Source organism: Streptomyces sp. NPDC001744 (assembly GCF_042892575.1).
Classification (GTDB): Bacteria; Actinomycetota; Actinomycetes; order Streptomycetales; family Streptomycetaceae; genus Streptomyces.
The window spans coordinates 107099-124034 of sequence record NZ_JBIAUG010000006.1 but is presented as its reverse complement, the minus strand read 5'-3'; the positions used below and the strand labels follow the sequence as shown (position 1 = coordinate 124034).

Below are 16936 nucleotides of genomic sequence, written 5' to 3'. Positions count from 1 at the left end.
CCTCGCGCGGAGTCATATCCGACAAGCTCATCGGAGGCCTGCGGTGAACGAACTGCCGCAACAGCTGGCCAACGGCCTGGCCCTCGGTGCCCTCTATGGCCTCATCGCCATCGGGTACACCATGGTCTACGGCATCGTCCAGCTCATCAACTTCGCCCACGGCGAGATCTTCATGATCGGGGGCTTCGGCGCCCTCACCACCTACACCGCTCTGCCGAGCGGAACGTCCCTGCTGGTGGCGATACCGCTCATGATCGTCGGTGGCGCGATAGCCTCCGTGGCCGTCGCCACCGCCGCCGAACGCTTCGCCTACCGCCCGCTGCGCGGCGCCCCCCGACTGGCCCCGCTCATCACCGCGATCGGCCTGTCCATCGCCCTCCAGCAGCTGGTCTGGCAGTTCTACCCCGACGCCAAGAAGGCCGTCAGCTTCCCCGAGTTCAAGGGCGACTCCTTCCAGATCGCCGGCAACCTCTCCATCCAGCGCGCCGACGCCTTCGTCCTCGTCCTCGCCCCCCTGTGCATGCTCGCCCTCGGCGTCTTCGTCTCCAAGAGCCGCAGCGGCCGCGCCATGCAGGCCACCGCACAGGACCCCGACACCGCCAAGCTCATGGGCATCAACACCGACCGCATCATCGTCATGGCCTTCGCCATCGGCGCCGCGTTCGCCGCCGTCGCCGCCGTCGCCTACGGCGTCGACAAGGGCCAGATCAACTTCGAGATGGGCTTCATCCTCGGACTCAAGGCCTTCACCGCCGCCGTCCTCGGCGGCATCGGCAACATCTACGGCGCCATGGTCGGCGGCGTCGTCCTCGGCATCGCCGAATCCCTCTCGATCGCCTACATCGAGGACGTACCCGGCATGCAGCAGCTCGGCGGCGGCGCCTGGGCCAACGTCTGGGCCTTCGTCCTCCTCATCCTCGTACTCCTCGTGCGGCCCCAGGGCCTGCTCGGCGAACGCGTCGCGGACAGGGCGTGAGCACCATGACCGAAAACCAGCCCAAGAACCCCGCCGCACCCAAGTCCACCGCACTGCTGTGGACCGTCGTCGGCGGCAGCCTCGCCACCCTCGCCAGCACCTTCCTCGCCTGGACGTGGACCACCGCCTTCCCCGGCAACCTCACCGTCTACGGCTACCCGGCCGAACTCCAGCTCCTCACCCTCGTCGGAGCCGTCCTCACCGCCGCCCACGCGCTCTCCGCGCTCGGCATCAAGGGCCTCGGCTGGCTCACCCCCAACGGCGCCCGCAAGGCCACGTGGATCCTGGCCCTCGGCACCTTCGCCACCACCCTCTTCACCGCGCTCGCGATCATCGTGGAACTCGGCGCCCTCGTCGACCTGGAGCCCGGAGCCGGCATCGCCGTCCTCGCCTCCGCCGTACCCGCGATCGCCGCCCACAAGCTGCCCGACGACACCCGCAAGGCCGCACCCGCCAAGGAACTCCCCTCCTGGGCCGAGATCCTCGTCATCGCCACCGTCTTCGCACTCGGCCTCTTCGTCGTCACCTTCGGCATCGACACCGACGACTCCGAACCGCAGCTCTTCGTCGCCTTCCTGATCCTCACCGGCTTCGCCGCCACCGCCCTGATCAAGTCCGGACTCGTCGCCCGCATCTCCGCGATCACCGCCCGGAACCGCCAGGTCACCGTCACCGCCAGCCTCGTCGCGGCGATCGCCTTCCCCTTCATCCAGCAGAGCGGCGACACCTACACCCTCATCGCGGTCAACATCCTCATCTTCGCGACCGTCGCCCTCGGCCTGAACATCGTCGTCGGCCTCGCCGGACTCCTCGACCTCGGCTACGTCGCCTTCCTCGGCGTCGGCGCCTACACCGCCGCCCTGGTCTCCGGCGCCACCTCCTCCGCCTTCGGCGTCCAGTTCCCCTTCTGGGCCGCCGCACTCACCGGCATGGCCGCCTCCCTGGTCTTCGGCGTCGTCATCGGCGCCCCGACCCTGCGCCTGCGCGGCGACTACCTCGCCATCGTCACCCTCGGCTTCGGAGAGATCTTCCGCATCGCCATGGGCAACCTCGACGGCACCTCCGGCCCCCAGATCACCAACGGCCCCAACGGCATCCCGAACATCCCCCAGCTGGAGTTCTTCGGCTACAACTTCGGCGAGTCCCACACCGTCCTCGGCATCGAACTCGGCGCCTACGCCAACTACTACCTCCTGATGATCCTGGTCATGGCCCTGGTCGTCATCGTCTTCTCCCGCGCCGCCAACAGCCGCATCGGCCGCGCCTGGGTCGCCATCCGCGAGGACGAGACCGCCGCCACCGCCATGGGCATCAACGGCTTCCGCGTCAAGCTGGTCGCCTTCGCCCTCGGCGCCGCCCTCGCCGGCCTCGCCGGCACCGTCCAGGCCCACGTCAACACCACGGTCGTCCCCGAGAACTACGTCTTCGCCGGCCCCGTACCGCCGAACTCCGCGTTCCTCCTCGCCGCCGTCATCCTCGGCGGCATGGGCACCATCAGCGGCCCCATCCTCGGCTCCGCACTCCTCTTCCTGATCCCGGCCAAGCTGCAGTTCCTCCAGGACTACCAGCTCCTCGGCTTCGGCATCGCACTCATCCTCCTCATGCGCTTCCGCCCCGAGGGCCTCATCGCCAACAAGCGCGCGAAGCTCGAATTCCACGAGAACGACGAACAGCCCGCCGTACCCGAACCACGACCCTCCGAGGAGTCGGGCATCGGCACGGCGAAGGCGGGGGCGTGACGCCATGACCACCACCCAGAACACCGCCACGACCGCCACCGTCCTCGACGCCAGCGGGGTCACCATGCGCTTCGGCGGCCTCACCGCCGTCCGCGACGTGAACCTCACCGTCCGCGAAGGCGAGATCGTCGGCCTCATCGGCCCCAACGGCGCCGGCAAGACCACCTTCTTCAACTGCCTCACCGGCCTGTACGTCCCCACCGAGGGCCAAGTCAGCTACAAGGGCACGGTCCTCCCCCCGAAACCCCACCTGGTCACCCAGGCCGGCATCGCCCGCACCTTCCAGAACATCCGCCTCTTCTCCAACATGACCGTCCTGGAGAACGTCCTCGTCGGACGCCACACCCGCACCAAGGAGGGCCTCTGGTCCGCCCTCCTGCGCGGCCCCGGCTTCAAGAAGGCCGAAGCCGCCTCCCGCGCACGCGCCATGGAACTCCTGGACTTCGTCGGCCTCGCCCACAAGTCCGAACACCTCGCCCGCAACCTCCCCTACGGCGAACAGCGCAAACTGGAGATCGCCCGCGCCCTCGCCAGCGACCCCGGCCTCCTCCTGCTCGACGAGCCGACCGCCGGCATGAACCAGAGCGAGACCCGCACCACCGAAGAACTCGTCTTCGCCATCCGGGACCTCGGCATCGCCGTCCTCGTCATCGAGCACGACATGAAGTTCATCTTCAACCTGTGCGACCGCGTCGCCGTCCTCGTCCAGGGCGAAAAGCTCGTCGAAGGCACCTCCGAGGTCGTCCAGGGCGACGAGCGCGTCGTCGCCGCCTACCTCGGCACCCCCTACGAAGGAGCCCCCGGCGCCGAGGAGGCCGCCGAGGTCCAGGCCGCCGAGGACCACTCCCACCGGACGGCCACCCCGGACGCCACGGCCACCCCGGACGCGAAGCCCGGAGCCACCGCGGAGACCCCGGCCGCGGAAACCGCGCCCGACTCCGGCGACGCGCACAGCACCACCGAAGGAGACTCCAAGTGACCGCGCTTCTGGAGGTCGAGGACCTCAGGGTCGCCTACGGCAAGATCGAGGCCGTCAAGGGCATCTCCTTCTCCGTCGAGGCCGGCCAGGTCGTCGCCCTGATCGGCACCAACGGCGCCGGCAAGACCACGACGCTCCGCACCCTCTCCGGCCTCATCAAGCCCACCACGGGCAGGATCGCCTTCGACGGCCGGGAACTCAGCGGCATCCCCGCCCACAAGGTCGTCTCCCTCGGCCTCGCCCACTCCCCCGAGGGACGCCACATCTTCCCCCGGCTCTCCATCGAGGAGAACCTGCGCCTCGGCGCCTTCCTCCGCAAGGACAAGGACGGCATCGAACAGGACATCCGGAAGTCCTACGACCTCTTCCCCATCCTGGGCGAACGCCGCAAGCAGGCCGCCGGCACCCTCTCCGGCGGAGAACAGCAGATGCTCGCCATGGGCAGGGCCCTCATGTCCCGGCCCAAGCTGCTCATGCTGGACGAGCCCTCCATGGGCCTCTCCCCCATCATGATGCAGAAGATCATGGAAACGATCGCCACCCTCAAGGCCGAGGGCATGACGATCCTGCTCATCGAGCAGAACGCCCAGGCCGCCCTCTCCCTCGCGGACCACGCCTACGTCCTGGAGGTCGGCACGATCAAGCTGTCCGGCACCGGACAGGACCTCCTCGTCAACGACGACGTCCGCAAGACGTACCTCGGCGAGGACTGACCCTCCCGGCACCGGCCACCCACACGGAAGGCCCGCCCCGCAACACACCGCGGGACGGGCCTTCCGCCGTACGTACGGGCGGGGCTACTGCTACTGCCCCCTGGCCGCCTTCTTCTCCTCGGCGTCCTCGATGACCGCCTCCGCCACCTGCTGCATCGACATGCGGCGGTCCATCGACGTCTTCTGGATCCAGCGGAACGCGGCCGGCTCCGTCAGCCCGTACTGCGTCTGCAGGACCGACTTGGCACGGTCCACCAGCTTCCGGGTCTCCAGCCGCTGCGAGAGGTCCGCGACCTCCTTCTCCAGCGCCCGCAGCTCCGCGAACCGGGAGACCGCCATCTCGATGGCCGGCACCACGTCGCTCTTGCTGAAGGGCTTCACCAGGTACGCCATGGCACCGGCGTCCCGCGCCCGCTCGACCAGCTCGCGCTGCGAGAAGGCGGTGAGCATCAGGACCGGGGCGATGGACTCGCCGGCGATCTTCTCGGCGGCCGAGATGCCGTCGAGGACGGGCATCTTCACGTCGAGGATCACGAGGTCGGGCCGGTGCTCGCGGGCCAGCTCGACGGCCCGGGCGCCGTCTCCGGCCTCGCCGACGACCGTGTAGCCCTCTTCCTCCAGCATCTCTTTGAGATCGAGGCGGATCAGTGCCTCGTCCTCTGCGATGACGACGCGGGTCGTCAGCGGCGGGACGTGCGACGCGTCGGCGTCGTCGACGGGCTGGGGCGACTCGGGGGCGGTCACGGGGGCTCCTCGTTGCGGGGCAGTGCGCTGCACGAAGAAGCCTACCCAGCTGCTGACCGGACCGGTGACCGGGTAGACTCCGGAAGGCAACCTGCCGGGTTGGTGGAATCGGCATACACGAATGTCTCAAACACATTTGCCCGTGAGGGCTTGCGGGTTCGAGTCCCGCACCCGGCACCACTTCTGAAGCGGATGTTCACCTTCGCGTGAATGTCCGCTTTTTCGCTGCGCACGCACGTTCCGTCACGCAGAGTCGTCGCATGAATCTTCACGGGACGACCGTTCGACAGCGGGCGCTCACGATGTTGCGGGACGGCGCCAGGAACGCGGAGGTGGCACGCAAGCTCGATGTTCCGTCGGGCACCATCGGTTACTGGAAGCACATGGACCGTGCGAAGCGCGACGAGTGCCCAGGGCGTCCTGCCCCTCAATGCCCCCGCTGCGACGGACGCGAGCTGAACGAAAAGGCATACGCGTACCTCCTCGGGCTGTATCTCGGCGACGGACACATCAGCCGGTATTCAGGACACCGCGTACCGAACCTCATGATCACCCTCGACGACACGTGGCCGGGGGTGCAGGATGACGCCGAGACCGCCATGCGCCGGGTGTTCCCGGACAACGCCACATGCCGCGTCCGCAGGAACGGCTGCCACAACATCAAGGTGTACTCGTTGCATCTCGCCTGCCTCTTCCCTCAGCACGGGCCCGGAAGGAAGCACGAGCGGCGCATCGCCCTCGAACCGTGGCAGCAGGCGATCGTCGACGCGCACCCGTGGGAGTTCATCCGGGGCCTCATCCACTCCGACGGTTGCCGGATCACTAACTGGACCACCCGTCTCGTCGGCGGCGAACGCAAGCGGTACGAGTACCCCCGGTACTTCTTCACCAACAAGTCCGACGACATCCGGAAGCTGTTCGGTGACGCCCTCGACCGGGTCGGTGTCGAATGGACGACCACCCATCGCGGCACCGACCCGTACAACGTCTCCGTCGCCCGCAAGGCGTCCGTCGCGCTCATGGACCTGCACGTGGGGCCCAAGCACTGACACCGGGCATCGCACCGGCTAGGACAGCGCCTCGCCGATGTGGTGGACCCGGACCAGGTTGGTCGAGCCCGCGACGCCCGGCGGGGAGCCGGCCGTGATGACCACGATGTCGCCCTTCGCGCAGCGGCCGATCCGGAGCAGTTCCTCGTCGACCTGGGCGACCATCGCGTCCGTGGAGTCGACGTGCGGGCCGAGGAAGGTCTCGACGCCCCAGGTGAGGTTGAGCTGGGAGCGGGTGGCGGGGTCGGGGGTGAAGGCGAGGAGGGGGATCGGGGAGCGGTAGCGGGAGAGGCGTTTGACGGTGTCGCCGGACTGGGTGAAGGCGACGAGGTACTTGGCGCCGAGGAAGTCGCCCATCTCGGCGGCGGCGCGGGCGACGGCGCCGCCCTGGGTGCGGGGTTTGCTGCGTTCGGTGAGCGGGGGGAGGCCCTTGGCGAGGACGTCCTTCTCGGCGGCCCGGACGATGCGGCTCATGGTGCGGACGGTTTCGACGGGGTGGCGGCCGACGCTGGTCTCTCCGGAGAGCATGACGGCGTCGGTGCCGTCGATGACGGCGTTGGCGACGTCGGACGCCTCGGCGCGGGTGGGGCGGGAGTTCTCGATCATGGAGTCGAGCATCTGGGTGGCGACGATGACCGGTTTGGCGTTGCGCTTGGCGAGTTTGATGGCGCGTTTCTGGACGATCGGGACGTGTTCGAGGGGCATTTCGACGCCGAGGTCGCCGCGGGCGACCATGATGCCGTCGAAGGCGGCGACGATCTCCTCGATGTTCTCGACGGCCTGGGGTTTCTCGATCTTGGCGATGACGGGGAGGCGGCGGCCTTCCTCGTCCATGACGCGGTGGACGTCCTCGATGTCGCGGGCGCTGCGGACGAAGGAGAGGGCGATGACGTCGACGCCGGTGCGCAGGGCCCAGCGGAGGTCGTCGATGTCCTTGTCGGAGAGGGCGGGGACGGAGACGGCGACGCCGGGGAGGTTGAGGCCCTTGTGGTCGGAGACCATGCCTCCTTCGACGACGCGGGTGTGGACGCGGGGGCCGTCGACGGAGGTGACTTCGAGGGTGACGCGGCCGTCGTCGACGAGGATGCGTTCGCCGGTGGTGACGTCGTCGGCGAGTCCGGTGTAGGTGGTTCCGCAGGTGTGGCGGTCGCCTTCGACGGGTTCGACGGTGAGGGTGAAGGGGTCGCCGCGTTCAAGGAGTACGGGGCCTTCGCGGAAGCGGCCGAGGCGGATCTTCGGGCCTTGAAGGTCGGCGAGGACGCCGACGCTGTGGCCGGTTTCGTCGGAGGCTTTGCGGACGCGTCGGTAGCGTTCTTCGTGTTCGGTGTGGCCGCCGTGGCTGAGGTTGAGGCGGGCCACGTCCATTCCGGCTTCGATCAGCGCTTTGATCTGGTCGTACGTTTCGGTGGCGGGCCCAAGGGTGCAGACGATTTTGGCTCGGCGCATGGGTCGAGCCTAGGGCTTACCGGTGGGTAGTGGCTTCGTGTGGCGTGGCCTCCCAACCACCTTTTGGTGAAGGGGGGTTGACAAGTATTGAATCTGTGCGGCGGGTTGCTCCGATGAGCGGTTCGGGTGTCTTCGGGTGGCCGGTCGCGGTGCTGTGCGGCTGTCGGTCGCGGGGGCGGGGGGGTCGCCGCACATCGGACGCTTTTCCACTCCGTGACCCGGAAGACCTGTTGCCGGGGTGTCTCCTGGGTCAGAATCTACGCGCGTTGTGCGCCTGAGACGACGCCATTGAACCGAGGAGAAGCACATGCCGTTGAACCGCCGGACGTTCCTGGAGGGCTCCGTGGCCGTCGGGGCCGGGACCGCTCTCGCCGCCGGGGTCGCCGTTCCCGCAGAGGCCCATGGGGGCGGGCCTCGCCCCCGGCCGGCCAGGCGGTACTCCTTCACCGTGATGGGGACCACCGATCTGCACGGGAACGTCTTCAACTGGGACTACTTCACGGACCGGGAGTTCGACGACAAGGCGCACAACGACGTCGGTCTGGCCAAGATCTCGACCCTGGTGGACCGGGTGCGGGAGGAGAAGGGGCGGGGCAACACCCTTCTCATCGACGCCGGTGACACGATTCAGGGCACCCAGTTGTCGTACTACTACGCCAAGGTCGATCCGATCACCGCGCGTCGGGGTCCGGTGCATCCGATGGCGCAGGCGATGAACGCCATCGGGTACGACGCGGCCGCTCTCGGCAATCACGAGTTCAATTACGGCATTCCGGTGCTGCGGAAGTTCGAGGAGCAGTGCGACTTCCCGCTGCTCGGTGCCAACGCGCTGGACGCGAAGACGTTGCGGCCGGCGTTCGCTCCGTACAGCATGCACCGGTTGCGCACTCCGCACGGGCGGGACGTGCGGGTGGCCGTGCTGGGGCTGACCAATCCGGGCATCGCGATCTGGGACAAGGCGAACGTCGGCGGGAAGATGGTGTTCCCGGGTCTGGAGGAGCAGGCGGCGAAGTGGGTGCCGAAGCTGCGTTCGATGGGTGCGGACGTGGTGGTGGTGTCGGCGCATTCCGGTTCGAGTGGTACGTCGTCGTACGGTGATCAGTTGCCGTACGTCGAGAACGCGGCCGGGCTGGTCGCCGAGCAGGTGCCGGGCATCGACGCGATCCTCGTCGGTCACGCGCACAGTGAGATTCCCGAGTACCGGGTGAGGAATCGGGAGACCGGCCGGGACGTGGTGCTGTCGGAGCCGTTGAAGTGGGGGCAGCGGCTGACCCTGTTCGACTTCGACCTGGTGTGGGAGAAGGGTCGCTGGTCGGTGGAGAAGGTGGGTGCGCGGGTTCTGAACTCCAATGTGGTGGAGGAGGACCCGAGGATCACGGGGCTGCTGGCGGACGAGCACCGGAAGGTGGTCGCGTATGTCAACCAGGTGATCGGGACGTCCACGACGGCCATGTCCACGGCCGACGCGCCGTGGAAGGACGAGCCGATCATCGATCTGATCAATGTGGTGCAGACGGAGACGGTGCGGGCGGCTCTGGCGGGTGGCGCGTACGCGGGGCTGCCGGTGCTGTCGCAGGCTTCCTGTTTCTCGCGTACGGCGCGGATTCCGGCGGGTGAGATCACGATCAAGGACGCGGCGGGGCTGTATCCCTTCGAGAACACGCTGGAGGCGCGGGTGCTGACGGGTGCCCAGTTGAAGGATTATCTGGAGTTCTCGGCGAAGTACTACGCGCTGACTCCGGCGGGTGCTCCGGTGGACACGGCGAAGCTGACGAACGCGGAGGGCACGCCGGATTACAACTACGACGCGGTGTCGGGTCTGACGTACGAGATCGACATCGCGAAGCCGGTGGGTTCGCGGATCGTGGGTCTGGCGTTCGAGGGGAGGCCGCTCGACCCGGCGGCGAGGTTCGTCCTGGCGGTGAACAACTACCGGGCGAGCGGTGGCGGTGCGTTTCCGCATGTGGCGGGTGCGCCGCAGGTGTGGGCGGATTCGGACGAGATCCGCAACACGATCATCCAGTGGGTGCGGGCGCGGGGGACGGTGGATCCGGCTCTGTTCGCGTCGGTGGGCTGGAGGCTGACGCGGGACGGTGTCCCGGTGTTCTGAGGGGTTCAGGTGTGATGTCCGAGGGGCGTCGGCTTCCGGCTCTGGGCCGGGATGTCCGGCGTCCTTCGTTCGTGGAGGCCGAAGGTGGTGAAGGCGGTGCGGTGGGGCAGGGGGTAGGGGTTCTTGCCGGTGAGGGCGTTGAGGATGGTGGCGCTGCGCCAGGCGGCCAGGCCGAGGTCGGGGGCGCCGACGCCGTGGGTGTGGCGTTCGGCGTTCTGGACGTGGACGGAGCCGGTGACGGAGGGGTCGAGGGCGAGTCGGTAGTGCTGGTCGATGCGGGGGCGGCCTGCGGAGTCGCGTCGCAGGAGGGGGGCGAGGCCGGTGAGCAGGTGGTCGGCGGGGCGTTCGCGGTAGCCGGTGGCGAGGACGACGGCGTCGGTGGTGAGCCGGGTGCGGGTGGCTTGCCGGAGGTGTTCGAGGTGGAGTTCGACGCGGGTGGCGGCGACGCGGCCGGCGGTGCGGACGCGGACGCCGGGGGTGAGGACGGCGTCGGGCCAGCCGCCGTGGAGGGTGCGGCGGTAGAGCTCGTCGTGGATGGCGGTGATGGTGTCGGTGTCGATGCCTTTGTGGAGTTGCCACTGGCGGGGCAGGAGGTCGTCGCGTGCGGCTTCGGGGAGGTGGTGGAAGTAGTGGGTGTAGTCGGGGGTGAAGTGTTCGAGGCCGAGTTTGGAGTACTCCATGGGGGCGAACGCCTCGGTGCGGGTGAGCCAGTGGATTCCTTCGGCGCCGGCGGGGCGGGCGCGGAGGAGGTCGAGGAAGACTTCGGCGCCGGACTGTCCTGAGCCGATGACGGTGATGTGGCCGGCGGCGAGGAGGGTCTCGCGGTGGGTGAGGTAGTCGGCGGAGTGGATGACGGGGACGCCGGGGGCCTGGGCGAGGGGGCGGAGGGGTTCGGGGACGTACGGTTCGGTGCCGATGCCGAGGACGACGTTGCGGGTGCGGGTGCGGCCGAGGGCTTCGGCTTCGCCGTCGGGGCCGAGTTGGGTGTAGTCGACTTCGAAGAGGTGGCGTTCGGGGTTCCAGCGGATCGAGTCGACCTGGTGGCCGAAGTGGAGGCCGGGGATGTGTTCGCTGGCCCAGCGGCAGTAGGCGTCGTATTCGGCGCGTTGGATGTGGAACTTCTCGGCGAAGTAGAAGGGGAAGAGGCGTTCGCGGGTTTTGAGGTAGTTGAGGAAGGTCCAGGGGCTGGTGGGGTCGGCGAGGGTGACGAGGTCGGCGAGGAAGGGGACTTGGAGGGTGGCTCCGTCGAGGAGGAGTCCGGGGTGCCAGTGGAAGGCGGGTCGTTGTTCGTAGAAGGCGGTGGCGAGGCCGCCGGGGACGCCGTGGGCGAGGGCGGCGAGGGAGAGGTTGAAGGGGCCGATGCCGATGCCGACGAGGTCGTGGGGCCGGTCGGGGTCGTGGGGCCGGGGGGTGGGCTGCCGGTCGTGGGGCCGGTCGGTGGGGTGCTGGGGGGTGGTGCCGGTCATCGGGGGGTGTCGCCTTCCACGAGGGTGATGAGCTGGTCCAGGTCGTCGGGGGTGGTGTGGGGGTTGAGGAGGGTGGCTTTGAGCCAGAGGCGGCCGTCGGCCCTGGCCCGGCCGAGGACCGCGCGGCCTTCGGTGAGGAGGGTGCGGCGGATCGTGGCGACGGTGGTGTCGTCGGCTCCGTGGGGGCGGAGGAGGACGGTGGTGAGGGTGGGGCGGGCGTGCAGGTCGAGGCCGGGGGCCTTTTCCACCCGGTCGGCGAGGTCCTGGGCGAGGTCCATGCAGGTGTCGACGAGGGCGCCGAGTCCGGTGCGGCCGAGGGCGCGGAGGGTGACGGCGGTCTTGAGGACGTCGGGGCGGCGGGTGGTGCGGGGGGAGCGGCCGAGGAGGTCGGGGAGGCCGGCGTCGGTGTCGTCGTCGGCGTTGAGGTAGTCGGCGGTGTGGGCGAGGGGGGTGAGGTCGGTGGTGTCGCGGACGGCGAGGAGTCCGGCGGCGGCGGGTTGCCAGCCGAGTTTGTGCAGGTCGAGGGTGACGGTGCGGGCCCGGTCGAGGCCGTCGAGGAGTCGGCGGTGGGTGGGGCTGAAGAGGACGGGGCCGCCGTAGGCGGCGTCGACGTGGAGGTCGGCGCCGTGGGCCGCGCAGATGTCGGCGAGTCGGGGCAGGGGGTCGATGAGGCCCTGGTCGGTGGTGCCGGCGGTGGCGGCGACGAGGTGGGGGCCGGGGGTGGTGGTCAGGGCCGTGTGCAGGGCGGCGGGGTCGAGGGTGCCGCGTGGGGTGGGGACGGTGACGGGGGCGGGGAGGCCGAGGAGCCAGGCGGCGCGGTGGAAGGAGTGGTGGGCGTTGGCGCCGACGACGGTGCGGAGGGGGCCTCTGGCGGTGTGCCGTTCCCTGGCGAGGAGGAGGGCGAGTTGGTTGGACTCGGTGCCGCCGGTGGTGACGAGGGCGTCGGGGTGGTCGGCGGTGGGGTGGATCTCGGCGGCGAGGGCGGCGGTGACGAGGGCTTCGAGGGCGGAGGCGGCGGGTGCCTGGTCCCAGGAGTCCATGGAGGGGTTGAGCGCGGAGGCGGCCAGGTCGGCGGCGGCGGCGAGGGCGAGCGGCGGGGTGTGGAGGTGGGCGGCGCAGAGGGGGTGTGCGGGGTCGGCGGCGCCTGCGGCGAGGGTGTGGACGAGGGTGCGCAGGGCTTCGTGGGGGCCGGTGCCGGTCTCCGGGAGGACGGTTCCGAGTTTCGCGGTGCGGCGGGTGACGGTCTCGGGTCCTCCGGCGGGCAGGGGCCCGTTCCGTTCTTCCGCTCCGGTGCGCAGGGCGTCGAGGACGGCGGCCAGGAGGGGCCGCAGGGCGTCGGCGCCGGGGGCGCCTCCGGCGAGGGGTGGGGGTGCGGCACGCATGGACGACAGCGTGGCGGGGGGTGGGGCGGTGTGTCCGGTGAGCGGGGGTGGTGTGACCCGAACGGGGGACGTGGGGTGGTGGCCGAGGGGGAGGTGTGTCCCCCTCGGTCACCGTTCCGGGTTCAGGCGTTGCGGACGCGCAGGGCGCGGCGGAGGTCGTCGAGCTGGTCGACGAGCTTGCGGTGGAGGGCCGGGATCATGGGGGTGTCGGCCAGGTGGCGTTCACCGAGGGCCAGGGAGTCGGCGTCGATCGCGTACGCGGGGAAGGCGTGGCGGCCGGCGGCTTCGGCCATGGCGGGGCCCCGGCGGTCGCCGAGGGCGACGGCGGCTTCGTAGAAGCGGGGGACGTACGCGCTGACGAGGTCGGCGTGTTCGGGCTGCCAGAAGCCCTGGGCGGTGGCGGTGAAGAGGTAGTTGGAGAGGTCGTCGGAGTCGAAGAGGGCGGACCAGGCGGTCGCCTTGGCCTCGGGGTCGGGCAGGGCGGCGCGGCAGCGGGCGGCGCCTTCCTGGCCGGTGGCGCTGGGGTCGTGGGCCAGTTCGGCGGCGATCGTGGTCTCGTCGGTGGCGCCGAGGACGGCGAGCCGGGCGAGGATGCGCCAGCGCAGTTCGGGGTCGAGTTCGGGGCCGCCGTGGACGGTGCCCTCGTCGAGCCAGGCGGCGATCTTGTCGGGGGTGGTGGCGCTGTCGATGGAGGCGCGGACGGCGGTGAGGCGCAGTCCGGGGGCTTCGCCGTCCTCGGTGCGGCGGAGGAGGGCGCGGGCGATCTCGCAGAGGGTGGCGAGGGCGGCGGGGCGTGCGTCGGCGGGGACGTAGCGGTCGGCGATCTGGGTGCGGGCGAAGGCGAGGACGCCTTGGACGACGGCGAGTTCGGTTTCTTCGGTGAGGTGGGCGAGGGCGACGTCGAGGTAGTCGGCGGGGGCGAGGTCGCCGTCGCGGACCATGTCGCGCAGGGCGTTCCAGACGACGGCGCGGGTGAGGGGGTCGGGGATGCGGGAGAGGCCGCGCAGGGCGGATTCGGCGGAGGTGTCGTCGAAGCGGAGTTTGGTGTAGGTGAGGTCGCCGTCGTTGAGGACGACGAGGGCGGGGCGGGGGCCGGTGAGTGCGGCGGGGGTGTCCTGGGGGACGTCGAGTGCGCGGTGTTCGCGCGGGACGAGGTCGCCGGAGGGGTCGCGGTCGTAGAGGCCGGCGGAGATGCGGTGGGGGCGGCTGCCGTCGCGGTCGACGGTGAGGTTCCAGTGGAGTCCTTCGCCGTCGAGGCGGGGGGTGAGGGTGTCGACGCCGGTGGTGCGGAGCCATTGTGCGGCCCAGGCGTGGACGTCGCGGTCGGTGGCGGCGGCGAGGTTGTCGAGGAAGTCGGCGAGGGTGGCGTTGCCGAACTTGTGGCGCTTGAAGTGGATGTTGATGCCGGCGAGGAAGTCGTCCTCGCCGAGCCAGGTGACGAGCTGGCGGAGGGCGGAGGCGCCCTTGGCGTAGGAGATGCCGTCGAAGTTGAGGAGGGCGGAGGCGGTGTCGGGGACGGCTTCGGGGTCGGGGGCGACGGGGTGGGTGGAGGGCCGCTGGTCGGCTTCGTATCCCCATGCCTTGCGGGTGACGCCGAAGTCGATCCAGGTGTCGGGGAAGAGGTCGGAGCAGGCTTCGTTGACGGTCTGGTAGCCCATGTACTCGGCGAAGGACTCGTTCAGCCAGATGTCGTCCCACCAGCGCAGGGTGACGAGGTCGCCGAACCACATGTGGGCCATCTCGTGGGCGATGACCATGGCGCGGGTCTGGCGTTCGGTGACGGTGACGGCGGAGCGGAAGACGAATTCGTCGCGGAAGGTGACGAGGCCGGGGTTCTCCATGGCGCCGGCGTTGAACTCGGGGACGAACGCCTGGTCGTAGGAGTCGAAGGGGTAGGGCTCGTCGAACTTCTCGTGGTAGCGGTCGTAGCAGGCCCTGGTGACGGCGAGGATCTCGTCGGCGTCGGCGTCGAGGTGGGGGGCGAGGGAGCGGCGGCAGTGGAGGGCGAAGGGGAGTCCGGCGTGTTCGGTGCGGACGGAGTGCCAGGGGCCGGCGGCGACGCAGACGAAGTAGGTGGAGAGCAGGGGGGTGGGGGCGGCTTTCCAGGTGCCGTCGGGCTGTTGTGCGGTGATGCCGTTGGAGAGGACGGTCCAGTGGTCGGGGGCGGTGACGGTGATCTCGAAGACGGCTTTGAGGTCGGGCTGGTCGAAGGCGGCGAAGACGCGCTGGACGTCTTCCATGAAGAGCTGGGTGTAGACGTAGGACTCGCCGTCGGTGGGGTCCGTGAAGCGGTGCATGCCCTCGCCCGTGCGGGAGTAGCGCATGGTGGCGGTGAGGCGCAGTTCGTGTTCGCCCTCGGTGAGGTCCAGGGGGAGCCGGTTGTCGTCGAGGGCGGTGGGGTCGAGGGGTTCTCCGTCGAGGGTGGCGGAGTGCAGGGTGACGGGCTTGAGCTCGACGAAGGTGTTCCCGGCGGCGCGGGCGGTGAACCGGACGGTGCTGGTGGACTCGAAGGTCTCGGCGCCGGTGGTGAGGTCGAGGTCCACGCGGTAGTGGTGGACGTCGAGGAGCTGGGCACGGGTCTGCGCTTCGTCGCGCGTCAGTACGGACATGGGCCCTATGCTGCCCGATGCCCGGGGCGCCGGGCAGGGGTGAGGGGGAGAACCTTGCCGGGGCTCAGAGGGGTCCGGAGCCGTTCAGGCGGGTGAAGGCGGCGGTGATGCGGGGGCGGTCGTAGCCGGCCGGGCCCGTGGCTCCGGCGGAGATCAGGGCGTGGAGCAGGATGCGTGCCTTGGCGGGGTCGAGGGGGCCGGCCGGGATCAGTCCGCGGCGCAGCAGGTCGTGTTCGGAGCCGGGGCCGCGGTAGGTGTGGGTGAGGGTCGTTCCGCTTCCGGTGCGGGAGGCGAGGACGACCGGGACGCGTGCGGCGATCCGGGCGAGGGGTTCGGCGAGGGGGGCGGGGACGTGTCCGGCGCCGAGGGCGGCGACGACGAGGCCCTGGAAGCGGTGGTCGACGGCTTCGAGGAGTTCGCCGCGGTCGCCCAGGGAGAGGGTCACCAGGGCCACCCGTACGTCGGGGTCGAGCGCCAGGAGGTGGGGGGTGGTGGGGGCGGCGGGGCGGAGCAGGATGCGGGGTTCGCCCTCGACGACGGTGCCGAGCGGGCCGGCGCCGGGTGAGGCGAAGGTGGTGAGCGAGGTGGTGTGGGTCTTGCGGGCGTGGCGGGCGGCGTGGATCTCGTCGGCGAGGACGACGAGGACGCCGAGGTTCCGGCAGGCGGGGTCGGTGGCGACGGCGAGCGCGGCGGCGAGGTTGGCGGGGCCGTCGGCTCCGGGCAGGTCGGGGCGGCGCATGGCGCCGGTGACGACGACGGGCCGTTCGGTGGTGCAGAGCAGGTCGAGGAGGAAGGCGGTCTCCTCCAGGGTGTCGGTGCCCTGGACGACGACGGCGCCGGAGCCGGCGGCGACGGTGGCGCGGACCTCGGCGGCGAGGTCCGCGAGGTCGGCGTGGGTGAGGGAGGAGCTGGGGACGCGGCGGAAGTCGCGGAGGACGGTGTCCCGGGGGGCGCCGAGCGCGTCCAGGACTTCCCGGCCGGTCATGCGGGCGGCGTCCGCGCCGCGTGCGGAGATGGTGCCGCCGAGGGTGAAGACGGTGACGGGGGGCATCAGGGGGCTTCGTCCGGGGTCGGGGCGGGGTGGGGGGTGCGGGCGGGGCCGGGCGCGGTTCCGCCGTACGCGGGGCGGGAGGCGTCGGCGGGGCCGTACGTGGTCCTGCCGTGCGCGGGGCGGGAGGTGTCGGCGGGGCCGTACGTGGTCCTGCCGTGCGCGGGGCGGGAGGTGTCGGCGGGGCCGTACGTGGTCCTGCCGTACGCGGGGCGGGAGGCGTCGGCGGGGCCGGACCGCGTTCCGCCGTGCGCCGGGCCGGGGTCCGGGGTGCGGGGCGTCACCGGGTTCCGTCCGCGATCGTCTCGTGGTGGCGGATGACCTCGGCGATGATGAAGTTCAGGAGCTTCTCCGCGAAGGCGGGGTCCAGTTTCGCGTTCTCGGCGAGCTGGCGCAGCCGGGCGATCTGGCGGGCCTCGCGGGCGGGGTCGGCGGGCGGCAGGTGGTGTTCGGCCTTGAGGACGCCGACCTGCTGGGTGCACTTGAAGCGTTCGGCGAGCATGTGGACGACCGCCGCGTCGATGTTGTCGATGCTCTCGCGCAGCCGGGTCAGTTCGGCCCGTACGGCCTCGTCGGGCCGGGCGGCGGGCGCGGGCGTGGTCCCGGCGGGGCGCGCGGTCTCGTCGGCGGGCGCGGTCTCGTCGGTGGCCGGGGCCGGGGTGGAGTCGCTCATGA

The 16936-nt window shown here is 70.5% G+C and carries 14 protein-coding genes and 1 tRNA gene; 7 read left to right on the top strand and 8 right to left on the bottom strand.

The annotated features are described in order from the left end of the window. The first annotated feature begins 43 nt into the window (after positions 1-43). Genes ACFYZY_RS09910 through ACFYZY_RS09895 form a run of 4 tightly spaced genes read left to right on the top strand, consistent with a single transcriptional unit; the run spans position 44 to position 4407 of the window. Positions 44-976, top strand: a complete 933-nt coding sequence (locus ACFYZY_RS09910) for a branched-chain amino acid ABC transporter permease (RefSeq protein ID WP_388691628.1) — start codon at positions 44-46, stop codon at positions 974-976. Positions 977-981: 5 nt separating this feature from the next. Then, entirely contained in the window at positions 982-2715 is a 1734-nt protein-coding gene (locus tag ACFYZY_RS09905; protein WP_388691625.1) for a branched-chain amino acid ABC transporter permease, read from the top strand. A gap of 4 nt (positions 2716-2719) precedes the next feature. Next, positions 2720-3694: an ABC transporter ATP-binding protein gene (locus ACFYZY_RS09900; protein ID WP_388691623.1), complete on the top strand. Its 975-nt coding sequence runs from the start codon at positions 2720-2722 to the stop codon at positions 3692-3694. Further along, positions 3691-4407: an ABC transporter ATP-binding protein gene (locus tag ACFYZY_RS09895; RefSeq protein ID WP_388691620.1), complete on the top strand. Its 717-nt coding sequence runs from the start codon at positions 3691-3693 to the stop codon at positions 4405-4407. The genes ACFYZY_RS09900 and ACFYZY_RS09895 overlap by 4 nt, the downstream gene beginning before the upstream one ends. Positions 4408-4497: 90 nt before the next feature. Here the strand turns inward: ACFYZY_RS09895 and ACFYZY_RS09890 are convergent, their stop codons facing one another. Next, the gene (locus ACFYZY_RS09890; protein ID WP_388691618.1) at positions 4498-5151 is read right to left on the bottom strand and encodes an ANTAR domain-containing response regulator; all 654 of its coding nucleotides are present in this window, start codon (positions 5149-5151) and stop codon (positions 4498-4500) included. Between the two features lie 93 nt (positions 5152-5244). Between ACFYZY_RS09890 and ACFYZY_RS09885 the strand changes: the two genes are divergently transcribed. Both ACFYZY_RS09885 and ACFYZY_RS09880 read left to right on the top strand, forming a co-directional pair. Then, positions 5245-5331 (top strand) — tRNA-Leu (locus ACFYZY_RS09885). Between the two features lie 80 nt (positions 5332-5411). Continuing rightward, positions 5412-6200 (top strand): helix-turn-helix domain-containing protein, encoded by a 789-nt coding sequence (locus tag ACFYZY_RS09880; protein WP_388691616.1) that lies wholly within the window; start codon positions 5412-5414, stop codon positions 6198-6200. Positions 6201-6218: 18 nt separating this feature from the next. Here the strand turns inward: ACFYZY_RS09880 and pyk are convergent, their stop codons facing one another. Then, positions 6219-7646, bottom strand: a complete 1428-nt coding sequence (gene pyk / locus ACFYZY_RS09875) for a pyruvate kinase (RefSeq protein WP_388691613.1) — start codon at positions 7644-7646, stop codon at positions 6219-6221. A 307-nt stretch (positions 7647-7953) separates the two neighbouring features. Here pyk and ACFYZY_RS09870 point away from each other — a divergent pair, with 307 nt between their 5' ends. Then, entirely contained in the window at positions 7954-9756 is a 1803-nt protein-coding gene (locus ACFYZY_RS09870; RefSeq protein ID WP_388691610.1) for a 5'-nucleotidase C-terminal domain-containing protein, read from the top strand. A 5-nt stretch (positions 9757-9761) separates the two neighbouring features. On the opposite strand, the gene ACFYZY_RS09865 is transcribed toward ACFYZY_RS09870, so the two are convergent. From ACFYZY_RS09865 to ACFYZY_RS09840, 6 genes are all read right to left on the bottom strand, one after another. Beyond that, complete coding sequence (locus ACFYZY_RS09865) at positions 9762-11222, bottom strand: lysine N(6)-hydroxylase/L-ornithine N(5)-oxygenase family protein (protein ID WP_388691608.1); 1461 nt, start codon at positions 11220-11222, stop codon at positions 9762-9764. Then, entirely contained in the window at positions 11219-12604 is a 1386-nt protein-coding gene (locus ACFYZY_RS09860) for a pyridoxal phosphate-dependent decarboxylase family protein (protein ID WP_388691605.1), read from the bottom strand. Before ACFYZY_RS09860 ends, ACFYZY_RS09865 begins: the two co-directional genes overlap by 4 nt. Before the next feature lie 122 nt (positions 12605-12726). Then, positions 12727-15213 (bottom strand): aminopeptidase N, encoded by a 2487-nt coding sequence (gene pepN, locus ACFYZY_RS09855; protein ID WP_388691604.1) that lies wholly within the window; start codon positions 15211-15213, stop codon positions 12727-12729. 64 nt (positions 15214-15277) lie between these two features. Further along, the gene (locus tag ACFYZY_RS09850) at positions 15278-16264 is read right to left on the bottom strand and encodes an asparaginase (protein WP_388691602.1); all 987 of its coding nucleotides are present in this window, start codon (positions 16262-16264) and stop codon (positions 15278-15280) included. Next, positions 16264-16545 carry a hypothetical protein gene (locus tag ACFYZY_RS09845; RefSeq protein WP_388691599.1) on the bottom strand — a complete coding sequence of 94 codons (282 nt, stop codon included), beginning with the start codon at positions 16543-16545 and terminating at the stop codon, positions 16264-16266. Before ACFYZY_RS09845 ends, ACFYZY_RS09850 begins: the two co-directional genes overlap by 1 nt. Continuing rightward, positions 16542-16934, bottom strand: a complete 393-nt coding sequence (locus ACFYZY_RS09840; protein WP_388691598.1) for a chorismate mutase — start codon at positions 16932-16934, stop codon at positions 16542-16544. The genes ACFYZY_RS09845 and ACFYZY_RS09840 overlap by 4 nt, the downstream gene beginning before the upstream one ends. Positions 16935-16936: the final 2 nt, after the last annotated feature.

Bases quoted from the DNA above. Each gene is read 5' to 3' on its own strand.
- ACFYZY_RS09905 (WP_388691625.1), top strand. From the start codon at position 982: ATGACCGAAAACCAGCCCAAGAACCCCGCCGCACCCAAGTCCACCGCA.
- ACFYZY_RS09900 (WP_388691623.1), top strand. From the start codon at position 2,720: ATGACCACCACCCAGAACACCGCCACGACCGCCACCGTCCTCGACGCC.
- ACFYZY_RS09880 (WP_388691616.1), top strand. From the start codon at position 5,412: ATGAATCTTCACGGGACGACCGTTCGACAGCGGGCGCTCACGATGTTG.
- pyk (WP_388691613.1), bottom strand. From the start codon at position 7,646: ATGCGCCGAGCCAAAATCGTCTGCACCCTTGGGCCCGCCACCGAAACG.
- ACFYZY_RS09870 (WP_388691610.1), top strand. From the start codon at position 7,954: ATGCCGTTGAACCGCCGGACGTTCCTGGAGGGCTCCGTGGCCGTCGGG.
- ACFYZY_RS09865 (WP_388691608.1), bottom strand. From the start codon at position 11,222: ATGACCGGCACCACCCCCCAGCACCCCACCGACCGGCCCCACGACCGG.
- ACFYZY_RS09860 (WP_388691605.1), bottom strand. From the start codon at position 12,604: ATGCGTGCCGCACCCCCACCCCTCGCCGGAGGCGCCCCCGGCGCCGAC.
- pepN (WP_388691604.1), bottom strand. From the start codon at position 15,213: ATGTCCGTACTGACGCGCGACGAAGCGCAGACCCGTGCCCAGCTCCTC.
- ACFYZY_RS09850 (WP_388691602.1), bottom strand. From the start codon at position 16,264: ATGCCCCCCGTCACCGTCTTCACCCTCGGCGGCACCATCTCCGCACGC.
- ACFYZY_RS09840 (WP_388691598.1), bottom strand. From the start codon at position 16,934: ATGAGCGACTCCACCCCGGCCCCGGCCACCGACGAGACCGCGCCCGCC.